Below are 13,581 nucleotides of genomic sequence, written 5' to 3'. Positions count from 1 at the left end.
CGCCCCGCGCAGCGCCGCGACGGCGCCCGGCAGATCGCGGCAGGCGACCGCGAGGCGGTGCCGGAAGGCCGTGCGGCCGGTCTGCAGCGTCCGCGCAACGTCGGCGAGGTCGAGCCCGGGTGTCGCCTCGAGATGGTCGGCGAGCGCCTGCGCGGCCGCGCCGACCGAGTCGCGGGTGCGGGCCGAGAGCGGCAGCACCTGGACCGTGTCGGCCGCCGCCGGCGTCCGCGGCCGGGCCGCAGGGGGGGCCTGCTCCAGCACGACGTGGACGTTGGTGCCGCCGACGCCGAGGGCCGAGACACCGGCACGGCGCGGCCCCGGCCGCGACGGCCAGGGTTCGTGCCGCGCGGCGACCGCGAAGGGCGTCGTCTCCAGTGACAGGAGCGGGTTCGGTGTGGAGAAATTGGCGGTCGCCGGGATCGTCCCGTTCTCGACCGCGAGGGCGGCCTTGATCAGGCCGGTGACGCCGGCGGCGGCGTCGAGATGGCCGACATTGCCCTTGACCGAACCGATCAGGCAGCGCTCCTGCGCCTCGACCGGGCCGAAGGCCTTGGCCAGGGCGGCGATCTCGATCGGGTCGCCGAGGGGCGTCGCGGTGCCGTGACACTCGACATAGCCGATCGTCGCCGGATCGATTCCCGCGATGGCGTGCGCGGTGGCGATGACCTCGGCCTGGGCATCTACGCTCGGCGCCGCGAAACCGACCTTCGACGCCCCGTCGTTGTTGACGCCCGCTCCACGGATGACCGCGTAGATGTGGTCGTCGTCCGCGATGGCGTCCTCGAGGCGCTTCAGGAGCACCGCGGCCGCGCCCGAGCCGAACACCGTGCCGTTGGCGTCGGCGTCGAACGGGCGGCAGACCCCGTCGGTGGAGACGATGCCGCCTTCCTGGCTGATGTAGCCGCGCTGCTGGGGGAAGCTGATCGACACGCCTCCCGCGAGGGCCATGTCGCACTGGTGGAGGAGCAGCGACTGCACCGCCTGGGCGACCGCCGTCAGCGAGGTCGAGCACGCCGTCGCGATCGACATGCTCGGGCCGCGCAGGTCGAGCTTGTACGAGACCCGGGTCGCGAGCGTGTCGGCGATGGCGCCGGTCAGGGCTTCGTAGTTGCCGACCTGGAACTCGCTCGCGAAGCGCTCGGCCGCTCCGGGCTGACCGCAGACGTGGCGCAGGAGGTAGGTGTTGAGGCTGCAGCCCGCGAAGACACCCACCGGGCGGCCGGGCGCCATCGGCGCGTAACCGGCATCCTCGAAGGCCTCCCAGGCCACCTCTAGGAAGACCCGGTGCTGCGGATCCATCAGCGTCGCCTCGCGCGGCCGCATGCCGAACAGGGCGGCGTCGAAACGCTCCACGTCGGCGATGATCGGGCGCACGGCGACGTATTCCGGCTGCGCGCGCTCGTCGGCGGTGTAGGAATCCTCGATTTCCGCGTCCGGTATGGGCGTGATCATGCAGTCGCCCCGGCACAGCCGCTGCCACAGCGCCGCGGGATTCGCGGCGCCCGGGAAGCGGCCGGCCATGCCGACGATGGCGATCGCGGCGGCGGGCAGATCGCCCGCGTCCGGAGCCGAGTCAGGACCGTCCGTCATCGCATAGACCTTCCCGAAATGCTGAGCCGCTTGAGAGCGGCCGCCTGGAGCGCCGCTCGGCTGCTGCCGGCGCCGCCGAGCAACACGTTCTGCCTCGAGGCGCCGCCGAGGAACTCGGCCAGCGCCCGAATGGTGGGCCGGGCGAACAGGTCGACGACCGAGATCGTGCCCAGGTCCAGCGTCGCCAGGCGCTGATGGACGGCAAGGAGTCTCAGGGACGTCCCGCCCAGATCGAAGAAGTTGTCGTCGACCGCGATGGAATCGATGCCGAGAACATCCTTCCAGACCGCCGCGATACGCAGTTCGGTCTCGCTCCGCGGGGCGGGGCCGGAGGCGCGGCGGCGTTCGGCGTCGCGCGCTGCGGTCGCCGTCGCGGTGAGAGCAGTCCTGTCGACCTTGCCGTTCGGATTCAGCGGCAGGCTCGGCAGCACCGTGATCGTGGAGGGGCGCATATGCGCGGGTAGGCCCCCAGCGAGTTCGGCCCGCAGGACCGCCGGGTCCGGCGATGCGCCATCGGCCCCGACGACGAAGGCGTGGAGGCACTTGGCCTGCGGGCCCGTCTGCTCGACGGTGACGGCCGCATCCCTGATCCCCGGAACGGCGCGCAGGGCCGTTTCGATCTCACCGAGTTCGACGCGCTTGCCGTCGATCTTCACCTGCGTGTCGAGCCGGCCGAGAAATTCGAGCGCCCCGTCCGGACGGCGGCGGGCCAGATCGCCGGTCAGGTAGAGGCGTGCCTCCGGGTCCGCGGAGAACGGATCCGGGCGGAACCGCTCGGCCGTCAGGTCCGGCCGGTTGAGGTAGCCGAGGGCGACGCCGTCGCCGCCCGCGCAGAGCTGGCCCGGCATCCCCTCGGGAACCGGCCTCAGCGCCTCGTCGAGGATGTAGACCTGCGTGCCGTGGATCGGATAGCCGATCGGAATCGCATCCGCGGGCTGATCCCGCGGGATCGTGTAGCAGCAGGTGAACGTCGTATTCTCCGTCGGCCCGTAGCCGTTGATCAGGCGGCAATCGGGCAGCGCGGCGAGCGCCTTGCAGACATGGGCCGGGGACAGGACGTCGCCGCCGGAAAGCAGCTGCCGCAGACCCGCCAAGTCGTCGAGCGCCGCATCGACCATCAGGTTGAACAATCCGGCCGTGAGCCACAGCGTGGTCACGCCGTATTCGCGGACCAGCGCACCGATCTCCCCGAGCGATGGCCGCTGGACGTCCGCGAAGGCGACCTGACCGCCATTGAGCAGCGGCGCCCAGATCTCGAGCGTGGCCGCATCGAAGGCCAGCGGCGCGAGCTGGAGGATGACCTCGTCGGCATCGAAGCGCGCGTAATCGGCCCCCCGGACGAGCCGGACCACCGCACAATGGGGGACCACGACGCCCTTGGGGCGCCCGGTCGAGCCCGACGTGTACATCACGTAGGCGACGTCCCCGGGGCCGGCGCCGGGAAGCGGCGCGCTGTCCTCGCTCTCGCCAGGCGCACTGCCGTCGGGTTGCATGACGATCGTGGGGCAGCGCCACGCGAGGGCGTCGGCGATCGGGACGCCCGAACCCCGGATGACCGCGGCGGGCGCGCAATCCTCGATCATCGCTGCGCGTTGCGCGCAGGGATAATCGAGGTCGAGGGGCACGTAGGCGGCCCCGGCCTTCAACACCGCGAGCAGGGCGCAGACCGCCGCGGGGGATCGCTCCACCAGCAGGGCGACCCGATCGCCGGGTCGCACCCCTCTGGCGACGAGGATCCGCGCGAGCCTGTCCGACTGCCGGTCGAGCTGCGCGTATGTCCAGTGTTGGGCACGCCCGCGGAGGGCGATCGCGTCCGGGCTGGCTTGGGCGTATCCGGCGAAGAGGGCTGTTACGCTCGTCCGGTCGGTCCCGTCGAGCACAGCGGTGGCGGTATTCGAAGTCAACAGAGGCGTCCCTTCGGCCTGGAGAAGCCCGTCGTTCGGTTCGGCGACGACGCGACATACTGGCTGCAATCGGGGATCGGGCTCAATAACCCTTTACCGATATGAACTACCCCTTTTGAGTATGTTCACCGCGAATTACGCGAGCGATGGCGCAATCGACACAATTCATCGTAGTTTTGAAAGCATCAAATCTCTTCATCGTGCATTCGCGGCGTATCGTTACGGCACAACCGATCGATCCCTGCGCACATGAGCCCATGGATGCTCCGACGACACCGCCTTATGAAGTTTCCATGCCGCGCATCGATCGCCTGCGTGGGCGGATTCAGGATCCATCCGAAACGTCAGGGTGCGCGTACGAGGGGTCTGACGCGGCCCCGGGCGGCTGCGGCGCGGCGATGCGCCCGGGGGGCGCGAGAGCCTGAACGCCAGCCCGCGCCACCCGCTGCCGTGGATGAGGTCATGGGGGCACGGTCGTTACGGAGGGGATTCCAACGGCGACCAGGCGATCGTCCTCATCCGGATCCGGGAGCGGTGGCGCTCCGCCACGCGCCTTCCTGCGCTCGATCGGGCCGCCGGCTCGGCTCCGAGACGGAAGGCACCTTCGAACGGCCGAGGACGGCCCGGACCGGGGAGCGGTTGCACCGCCAAGGCGCCGACACAGCCCGGCACGCAGTCGAGCCGATGGATGCGCCACAGATGCGCGTGCCCGAACGCGGGATCGAGGGCGGTCAGGCGTGCCTCCCCGGATTGATCGAACGCGATGGAGAGACGGGTGGGCGGTAACGAGAGGCCGCAGCCGAGCGCCTTCACGACCGCCTCCTTGCATGTCCAATACCGATAGAATGCGACCCGCCGCTCGTCGGCCGGCAACCGGGTGAGCGCCGCGCACTCCGCCTCCGTAAAGGCCACGCGCGCGACGTCCTCGCCGAACGGGCGTGGGACCTCGATGTCGACGCCGACGACGTGGGTCCGCGACAGGGCCAGCACGACCCGATCCTGCGAATGGCTGAGGTTGAACTGGAGTCGTCCCGGCCCGTCCAGCTCGGGTTTGCCGTGCGGGTTGTAGCGGAACCGCAGAGCCTCCGGCTCGGTGCCAAGTTCCGCCGCGAGGATGCGGCGAAGCTCGGCACGACCGGACGCGAAACGGGCGCCGTTCCGGGGATCGTGGAAGCGATCCCGCCGGGCTCGTTCATCCGGGGACAGCAGGGGCTCGAAGCGTCGGGCGACTGCGGCACGGGACTCGAGCGTCCAGGTGAACAGGGCGATCTCCGGCTCGGGATCGCGGACAGGCGCGGAGGGCCGCGCCCCGTCGCGCGTGCCTGGAAGCGGCACCGTCACGCATCGGCCTTGGCGATCACGGCGCCGACCAGTCGCGCCTGGACGGCCTGAAGCCAGTAAGCGCCTTCGACCGTCGCGGTAATGGACGTCTTCCCCCATTCCGTGACGAGGAGCATCGCCTCGAGATACGGGCCGACCGCGAGGGCACTCGTCGATGTCTGGAGGGCCGGAAGATCGAAGATCACCACATCGTACGCATGGGCGATCTCCTGGATGAGGGTCGACATGACCTCAGATCCGAGAAGCCGCTCATTGGACAGAGGGATGGGAGGGCCGCCGCTCGCGAGGAAATCGAGGTTCGGCGTGATGTCGCGGACGAGGGCACTGTCGAGCCTCACCGAGCCCTGCAGGACCTGCAGGAGTCCCGAGGCATCAGACGGGGCGACGACTTGGCTGAGCTGGCCGCGCCCCAGATCCGCGTCGACCAGCAGCGTCCGCGAGCCCGATTGGGCGCACAGCACGGCCAGATTGCTGGCGATCGTGCTCTTCCCCTCGCGTGCGTTCGAGGAGACGATGCCGATGCTCTTGATCTGGAGCCGCCCGACGCCAAGGCTGATGCGGGTGCGCAGGCCCATGAGCGCCGCATTGAAGGGGGCCGACGGCGTCACGTCGATGTGGTTGAAATAGCGCTCGCGGCGCCGCCCCGCCCGCGTCGACGGCGCGCCGGCGGTGAGCGCGATCGGACCCGACCCGTAGGGTTCGGACGCCTTGATGCGCGGGAGGTCGCCCAGATACTCGATGCCCACATCCTCGCGGATCTGGCGCGATGAGCGGATGCGTTGGTCGAGGTTGTGGCGCGTGAGCGCGACCCCGAAGCCTGCAAGCGCGCCGATGGCGGCCCCGAGGGAGAGCATGAGCTTGGTGCGCGGGTCGCTCGGCTCGAGGGGCGGCGTCGCTTCCGTGACGACGCGGGCATCCGAGACCGGAAAGGTCTGGCGCTGGACCTGCTCCGTGAAGTTCTGAAGATAGGTCTCGTACATCCGTCGATACGTCTGGGCCTGGGTCTCAAGGTCCTCGATGGACACAGCCGGCGCCTTCGACCGGTCAACGGCGTCCGGATCCGTCGGTCCCATCGTCCTTTGACCAAGGGGGATGCGGTAGTCGTGGCGACCCTTGAACTCCTGGACCTCCCGCGCCGCGGCGATCATCTGCACCCGCAGCTGGACCAGCCGCTGATCGAGCCACGTGCTGCCGAGCTGGATGGCCTGCGCCTTCGAATCCAGCTGCTCACGCATGTAGGCCTGGACGGTCGCGTTCGCGATCGCGGCGGCGCGTTCGGCATCCGACGACCGGAACGCGACGTCGATCGCGTAGGACAGGCTCACGCGCCGGACCTGAAGATTGTTCTGAAACTCCCCCATCGTGAAGCGTGTCCGCTCGTAGGCGGTCGGCTCCCGCGGTGGCCCCGACCATCCGAGCCACGTCATCAATGCGCCGATCCGGCCGGGCCGGGGCTGGAAATCGGGGTCGTGTTCGAGCTTGAGCTGCTCGATCACCATTGTGGCGATCTTCTCGGCCTTGAGAACCGCCACTTGGCTTTCGACCTGCGCATTATCCAGCGTGAACGCCCCCTCGATGTTCCGGTCGCGCATGCCCTGCTGCCGGTTCGGATCGATCACGAGCCGGGTCTCGGCGGTGTAATGCGGCCGCGCAGTCAAGGCGAAGGCCGCCGCGACGAGCGTGCCGACCAGCGTGCAGAGAACCAGTATCGACAAGTTGCGCCGTAGGAACGACCAAGCGACCGCGGCCGATACGATGTCTGATTCCGGCCTGTGTTCGGCCTCGTAACGCGCGAGCCGCGCGGCGTTCCATCCGGTGCGCTGAAGCATGAAATTGCACCGCCTTGGTGGGTGTGGCAACGGGAGCAGGTGCGACAGGTCGAGCTTCGCTGCCTTCCCGCCGGATCGCGCAGCACGCTGGAAATCGAGATCATCCGGCTTGTGCCATGCCGATACTGTACCGGAGCGCGGCTGTGCAGTCGTACTGAGCCAAAAGAGGTAAAGGGCACTATCCGTCGGGGCTACGGCCGGCCACAAGGGCAATCCAACCGGCCGGCGCGGCCGCCACGCGCCCGCCGGCGGCCCATGTCCGAGGCAGCCGCGCGTAGCGGGCCGATCGGTGCGCGCGTGCTCTCCTAGAGGTCGGACATGGCCGGAAAGGCTCCGGCGCCTGCAACAATTGATGCCCGTCGCTAAGCCTTTCGAAGGCGTAGTGAGCGTCGTGAGCCCGGGCCAGTCTCATAAAGCAGCGCTCGGCCGATCGATCTGGAGCAAGGCTGCCGAGGACGGAGCCGATGTCGTACAGACGATCGCGCGAGCGCGTGAGCTACAAATCGGCCTGTATCCTGGCGGCCGCGCTGACAAGCGCCCTCCTCGCCTCAAGTCCCGCTGCAGCAGATCTGATGTGGGGCATCAACGGACATCCGCTCACGTCTTACCCGGGAATCACGACGCGGCAGCAACTGGAACTCGTTCGCGATCTCGGAACACGCTCGTATCGGGTCGACGTCTCACGGACCGACCAAATCGCGCGCCTCGCGGAGCTGACGCGCGAGGCGCGGTCCCTCGGTCTGACGGTGCTGCCGATCCTGATCCCCCCGGTCGATCTCGCAGTCGACAGCGAGGATCTCCTCTACAAGAAGTCCCTCAGCTTCTCCCGTTCGGTCGTCACCGCCCTGGCCGGACAGATCCCGGTCTGGGAACTCGGCAACGAGATGGAGAACTACGCCATCATCAAGTCGTGCGAGACCAAGGACGACGGCACCACCTACCCCTGCGAGTGGGGACCCGCAGGCGGGACCATTCCGCTCGACTATTACGGGCCGCGGCTCGCGAAGGTCATCGCAGTCCTCAAGGGCTTGTCGGACGGCACGCGGTCCGCCGATCCCGCAGCGAAGCATGCGATCGGCTCGGCCGGCTGGGGGCACACCGCCGTCTACGGTCGCTACCGCGAGGCCGGTCTCGATTGGGATATCACCGTCTGGCACATGTACGACCACAATCCCGAATGGGCCTTCAAGATCATTTCCCAGATCGGAAAGCCGATCTGGGTGACGGAATTCAACAATTCACTGGGCAGCCAACGGGATGGCGAAGACGGACAGGCACAGGGCATCGTAAAGACGATGAAGATCCTGCAAGATTTAAGACAAAAGTACAACATCGAAGCGGCATATATCTACGAACTGGCTGACGAGTCTTATTGGCATCCGAGCTATGAGGCGTACATGGGCGTCGTAAAGCTGGATAAGGCCGCCACGGGCGGATGGCAGCTCGGCAGGCGGAAGGCCGCCTTCGGGACGGTCAAGGCCCTCATCGACACCTCGAAACCCTAGAACATCACAGAGATCGCTTGATGCTCGATACCCTCGATACTCGACCGAAGCGTCTCTGGCGCGCGGCAACACACGCGTCCGCGCTGCCAACCCTCACGGTCCTCGCAGAACGGAAATTCCGACGCCTCGTGAGGAAGCAAAGCAAGGCCCTCGTCGCACCGGAGATCGCCCTCGCTGACCAAACGATCTGCGTCTCGACGACGGACAACAAGATACCGCGGATCTTGTTTCAGACTTGGAAATCCCGCACCGCCCTGCCCTCGAACTACGCGTTGTGGAGAAGCACCTTTCTATCCCACAATCCCGAATACCAATGTCTGATCTGGGACGACGCGGACAATCGCGCCTTCGTGGCGAAGCATTTCTCCTGGTTTCTCTCCACATACGACGCATTCCCCAAAGAAATTTTCCGTGTCGACGCGGTTCRTTTGCTCTTTTTGTTTCATCACGGAGGTTTTTACTGCGACCTCGACACGGAATGCCTGAAAAGTCTCGACACCCTGCGCGATAACGGCGACGTCCTGCTCGGGCGGATGGGAGAAGATCCCGGCTTTGCGCACGCCGTTCCCAATGCTGCGATGGCGTCGCGGCCCCGGCAACTGTTCTGGCTGCTCGCCATCGCCCTGATGATCACGGCGATCGAGCAGGCGGGGACGCCGGATGCCCTGCTCCAGCTGGGTCCGGAGGCCGTCACGGGTCCGGTTCTAGTCCGCGAGGCAGCTCTCTTCTATCTCCGCAATCCACCTGCCGTCGTGATGCAGCGGGCACAGCAGATCCTCGCGAAGATGGACGGCGTGACGTCGGACGCCGTCGAAGCCGGGACGCTGAAACTTCTCGATTCCGAGATCTGGTACCCGCTCGACTGGACGAACCCCCTGCATCGACTGCTGAGGGCCGACATCATGGAGCATCGGGCCACATTGACCCATGAACAGGTGCGGCGGCTGTTTCCGCACTCGCATCTCGTGACGTACTGGTCACATTCCTGGGTTGAATCCTACAAGTAAGGCTTTCGGGATGCAGCCCTCTCTGGAAGGCCTCGCTGTATGCATCGTCTTGCTCCTGATCGGCGCGCTGATGCGCGCCTCGCTCACCGTCGGCCTGATGGCGTCCCTCGCCTTCGGCTCGACGGCGATCGCAATCTTGCCTGCCCTCGGCGGAGCCTCGCCGCTCATATATACCGTTTTCACGTTTCTGCTGATCACCTCTCTGCTTCTTCATAAAAACGCGAAGCAGCACATTGCGACACTGTTTCGACACTCCACCTCCGCTTGGTCGGCCCTCGCTCTGATCCTCTACGCGGCGCTCGGGGCCTACATCCTGCCGCGCCTCTTCGCCGGCGAGGTCACCGTCTTCGCCGTCTCACACGAGACGGGGAGCGTGTTCGAGACGGTGCTCGTGCCGACGTCGAGCAATCTCACGCAGGCGGGCTACCTCACCCTGGGTCTCCTCACATTCCTCGTCCTCCGGATTCGCCTGCGGCGGCGCTCGGGCCTGCGGGCGATGCGGCGGAGCTTTTTTGCGATGGCCGGCTTCAACGCCCTGCTGGGTGTTGTCGATCTCGTCGCCAAACTGGCCGGCGCCGGTGATGTTCTCTTGCCGATCCGGACCGCAACCTATGCACTTCTGACCGACACGGAGCAGGCGGGCTTCGCCCGCATCGTCGGCGGTTACTCGGAGGCCTCGGCGTTCGGGGCCGCTGGCCTCTCATCGCTGGCCTTCGCCTTCACGCACTGGCGGGCGACCGGATCGCGGCCGGCGTTGATCCTGTGGCTGGTCCTCGCCGGACTGCTTCTTCTCTCGACCTCAAGCACGGCGTATGTCGGACTCGGCATCCTGCTCGTGCTCTTGATGGGCGCCAGTGTGCGGACGGCGCTGCGCGCCGGTCTCCTGCGGCAGGACCTCATCGTCGGGGTTATCCTCAGCGCCATCCTGATCGCTCTGGTCGGGATCACGCTGGTCAAGCAAAGCCTCCTCGATCCGATCGTTCGGTTGAGTGAGGTGACGCTACTCGAGAAGGCGAACTCCGCTTCAGGTCAGGAGCGCAGCTACTGGAATGAACACAGCCTTCAGAACGTCGTGGAAACGAACGGCCTTGGACTCGGGATCGGAAGCTCGCGCGCGTCGAACTGGCCGACGGCCGTGCTCTCCCAGCTTGGTATCATCGGTGCGCTCCTCCTGATCGTTCTGCTCTTCTCCGGCCTACGCGACATCGGACATGCCGCCAGGGCAGGCCCTGACCGGGAGACGGTCATCCTCTACGATGCCGCACGCGCCACGGCGCTGGCGATCCTGGCCGGCGGTCTTCTCGGTGCGGGCAGTGCCGATCCCGGCATCTTGTTCTTTATCTGTATCGCCACGACAATTTCGTGCCGACATGGCCTCGCTGCGGGTGCACCGGCGCCTGCCGAGCCGGCTCGACTCCTGAACGCTTCGAGTCACTCCCTCTCAATAGACCCCATTCCCGCCGGCATACTTCGGAACTGAATGCATGGCGGAATGCAGCGCAAAAATGCGCAGCCCGTTTCCTGAACGACGGGGGTTCCGATGGCAGACCGGAAGCGAATCTCTATCCCTGAGCTTCGCGTTGAGGCAGCACGGCTGGAGCCATGGAGCAGGCAGTCTCTCCGCGAGGGTGCCGCCGATCTCGGCGTCGGGCTCTCGACATGGCGCAACTGAAACGACGGGCGTCAAGAGCCGGCGCCGGATCACCGGCCGGCCGAACGGCAGGAGGATATAGCCGCCGCGCGCAAAGCCTACGCCGCGGGTACGAGGCGCCGAGCCAGGAACGGGAGATCCTGAAGCGGGCCATGACTTTTTTCGCTAAGGCGGGACGTCGATGAGGTTTCTCCTCGACGGCGCGGCGAAGAACGACTGTCCTGTCGCGCGACTATGCAAGGTCCTCGAGGTCAGTCCGATCGGCTCCTTCACCTGGAATAACCGCCCGGCCTCAACGCGGAAGCGCTAGAATCTCGTGCTGCTCGCCCACGCTCGCTCCACCTTCTCTCGCAAGAGTCGTACGGCACCCCGCGCATGACGCACGCGTTGCGCGAGCCGGGCCCGGCGTCAGGCCGGCCGCGCGTGGCCCGGTTGATGCGCGAGAATGAGCTCAAGAACCGCCGGCCGCGCCGCTTTCGGCGCGTGACCGACAGCGGGCACGCCTTCCCAGTCGCCGCCACCCCGCTCCTCCAGGACTTCATGGTGGCTGGGCTGGATCGGAAGTGGGGGAGCGACATCTCCTACATCTGGACGCGGGAGGGCTGGCTGTACCTGGCGGTGGTCTGCGACCTGTATTTCCGACGGAACGTGGGCTGGGCGGCGGACAACCAGCCTCATAAGGAACTCGCGTTGACAGTTCTCCGTTGCATATTCGTCGTCCGGCAGTCAGGGCCGGATTTAATCCGTCGTCCCGACCATGGCAGTCGGTATTGTTCGAATGGATATCGGAAGGAACGTCGAAGAAACGGCGCCTTGACGTCGCTATCTGGCAGGGAGAATTATTATAACAGCACGATGGTCGAGAGCCCATCATCGCGCCGGCCGGCTACCTGGATGGCTTTTACAATCCCTGCCGCCGCCACTCGCCGCTTGGCTTCACCCGCACCACACAGGTTGAGAGGGACACCGGCCACTCAATCGCTCCCCATTAAACTCAAAAAGTCCATAACTATTTCGGTCGACAAAATCAGTCATCTCAATTTCGAATTTTTAAAATTGAATAGCGCCTTGCATAATTTTTATAAAATATTGCTCGAAATTTTGATCAGGCTTCCTCTCTTGAGAACGGACGACGACACATGACATATGTCGATCTAACGGATTTGGTATCGAATAGTTTGTGGTACGATTCTTTTACAGGAATACAGCGCGTCCAGCTAACAACGGCACATCTTTTAGCAAAAAATCACACCTGCGCATGTTATTCACTTTTTGAAGGCACGTGGGTCGATCTAAATCCGATCTTACGTTCCACGCATGGCGACGCGGACGCTTTCACTGGCGCCATCCGTCAACTGTATCCCCGATCGAGCCGATCGGCCAGCCAAGATTGGTTTGGTCTGAGTTCGCTCACGTTCCGGCTGCGTCGCCGCATCCTTCGATCAGTGCACAAAGTACGGGGGAAGACAGAACTGAAGCGTCGCGTTCGAAAAGGTGACGTGATCGTCGCAATGGGATGTTACTGGCAACTCTCGTACCTGCTAGATTTCTACGAATATTTGGCATCCATCGGAGCAAATTTCATCTGCTTTACGCACGATATATTCCCCATCCGATCGAAGGGAGGGCACGGAAATCGATCCATCGCACCATACATGACACGTTTTTACAAGTTGCCAGCCCTCCACGTGGCCAATTCCGTCTTCACCCGCAGTGAAATGATTGCTGCGCATTGTGCTTCTCAGGTGAAGATTGCGAGGCGCGACATAACAGTCGTCCCCCTGGCGCAACAGTTCTTCGGTGTAGCGCGCAATCATCGATCTGCGCGTCCAGTTCGGCTGCAGGCTGCAGTTGGCAATGAGCCCTATGTTCTTGTTGTCGGGAATGGGCTTAGAAAAAACCACCAATTGGCTCTCGCCGTCTGGTCACACCTGAAGGACGCTAGCGGCAAGCCTCTTCCGGCCCTCGTTTTTGCGGGAGGCGACGCAGACGCCGTGTCTGTCAGAAACGTTGCGGAGGCTCTGTGGCTAGAACGCCCGTCCGAGGACGAACTCGCCGGCTTGTATGCTAACTGCCTCTTCACACTCTTTCCGAGCATCGAAGAGGGATGGGGTTTGCCCGTTGGAGAGAGTTTGTGGTTCGGGAAACTTTGTGTCTCATCCAATGGTGGAGCGTTGCCTGAAGTGGGAGGGGAGTACGCGCTGTACTTCGACCCCGATTCATTGGATGATTGTCTCAGGGCGGTGAGACTTGCCCTGAACGACACGACCCGCGCGCATTGGGAGCAATCGATCCTCCGTGCCCCACTCAGGGAATGGGGCGAAGTGGGTCACGACATGGTGCTGACAATCGATACGTTGAGGCACAGCAGTATTGATTTGGAAGGACCCACGTCCGACTTGCGAAGCCGTGCAGATCTAGTATTTCAAGATAAATTAGATGCCGAATTGTGAAATCTGATCGCCTTACATTTATAGTGCTTTCGAACAAATTTTCAAAAATTAAATTTTTAACGCGCGCTGATCCGACCTGATCCGCCTGCGTTTAACCGGGCCGATTTAGAAGAACAAGTAGAAATTTGCTAAGAAAAAGGCGCTTGGCTGCGCGGGATTATATTAGAAATTGATTTATTCAGATTCAAGCCGACACGACAAATCAGCCGTACGGCCGGGAGGTTCGCAATGTCTGAACATAGACTGAGGACAGTCGTGATCGTGGTCGCTGCCCTGTGGAGCTTCCCCGGAGCCCTTGCAC

General features: G+C 64.7%; 8 protein-coding genes and 1 pseudogene. 5 read left to right on the top strand and 4 right to left on the bottom strand.

Annotated elements, in window-relative coordinates:
• From ACXJL8_RS16625 to ACXJL8_RS16610, 4 genes are all read right to left on the bottom strand, one after another.
• The coding region (locus ACXJL8_RS16625; RefSeq protein WP_456685251.1) for a type I polyketide synthase at positions 1 to 1,590 on the bottom strand (1,590 nt) is incomplete at its 3' end.
• A complete protein-coding gene (locus ACXJL8_RS16620) occupies positions 1,587 to 3,494 on the bottom strand; it encodes an amino acid adenylation domain-containing protein (protein ID WP_456685250.1) in 1,908 nt (635 codons plus the stop codon). The genes ACXJL8_RS16620 and ACXJL8_RS16625, both read right to left, overlap by 4 nt.
• A 477-nt stretch (positions 3,495 to 3,971) precedes the next feature.
• Entirely contained in the window at positions 3,972 to 4,835 is an 864-nt protein-coding gene (locus ACXJL8_RS16615) for a 4'-phosphopantetheinyl transferase family protein (protein ID WP_456685249.1), read from the bottom strand.
• On the bottom strand, positions 4,832 to 6,664 hold the full coding sequence (locus tag ACXJL8_RS16610) for a Wzz/FepE/Etk N-terminal domain-containing protein (protein ID WP_456685248.1): 1,833 nt from the start codon (positions 6,662 to 6,664) through the stop codon (positions 4,832 to 4,834). The genes ACXJL8_RS16615 and ACXJL8_RS16610 overlap by 4 nt, the downstream gene beginning before the upstream one ends.
• A gap of 464 nt (positions 6,665 to 7,128) precedes the next feature.
• Here ACXJL8_RS16610 and ACXJL8_RS16605 point away from each other — a divergent pair, with 464 nt between their 5' ends.
• The 5 genes and pseudogenes from ACXJL8_RS16605 to ACXJL8_RS16585 all read left to right on the top strand — a co-directional run bounded on the left by ACXJL8_RS16605 (position 7,129) and on the right by ACXJL8_RS16585 (position 13,280).
• On the top strand, positions 7,129 to 8,169 hold the full coding sequence (locus ACXJL8_RS16605; RefSeq protein ID WP_456685247.1) for a hypothetical protein: 1,041 nt from the start codon (positions 7,129 to 7,131) through the stop codon (positions 8,167 to 8,169).
• A gap of 20 nt (positions 8,170 to 8,189) precedes the next feature.
• Positions 8,190 to 9,176: a glycosyltransferase family 32 protein gene (locus tag ACXJL8_RS16600; protein WP_456685246.1), complete on the top strand. Its 987-nt coding sequence runs from the start codon at positions 8,190 to 8,192 to the stop codon at positions 9,174 to 9,176.
• A gap of 10 nt (positions 9,177 to 9,186) precedes the next feature.
• Positions 9,187 to 10,656: a hypothetical protein gene (locus ACXJL8_RS16595; RefSeq protein WP_456685245.1), complete on the top strand. Its 1,470-nt coding sequence runs from the start codon at positions 9,187 to 9,189 to the stop codon at positions 10,654 to 10,656.
• Positions 10,657 to 10,716: 60 nt separating this feature from the next.
• A pseudogene (locus ACXJL8_RS16590) lies at positions 10,717 to 11,819 on the top strand (IS3 family transposase).
• Positions 11,820 to 11,966: 147 nt separating this feature from the next.
• Positions 11,967 to 13,280: a glycosyltransferase gene (locus ACXJL8_RS16585; RefSeq protein ID WP_456685244.1), complete on the top strand. Its 1,314-nt coding sequence runs from the start codon at positions 11,967 to 11,969 to the stop codon at positions 13,278 to 13,280.
• Positions 13,281 to 13,581: the final 301 nt, after the last annotated feature.

The sequence above is a fragment of the Bradyrhizobium sp. P5_C11_2 genome (assembly GCF_054049755.1).
The sequence above is the reverse complement of the archived record's forward strand: the minus strand, read 5'-3'. Positions and strand labels throughout refer to the sequence as shown.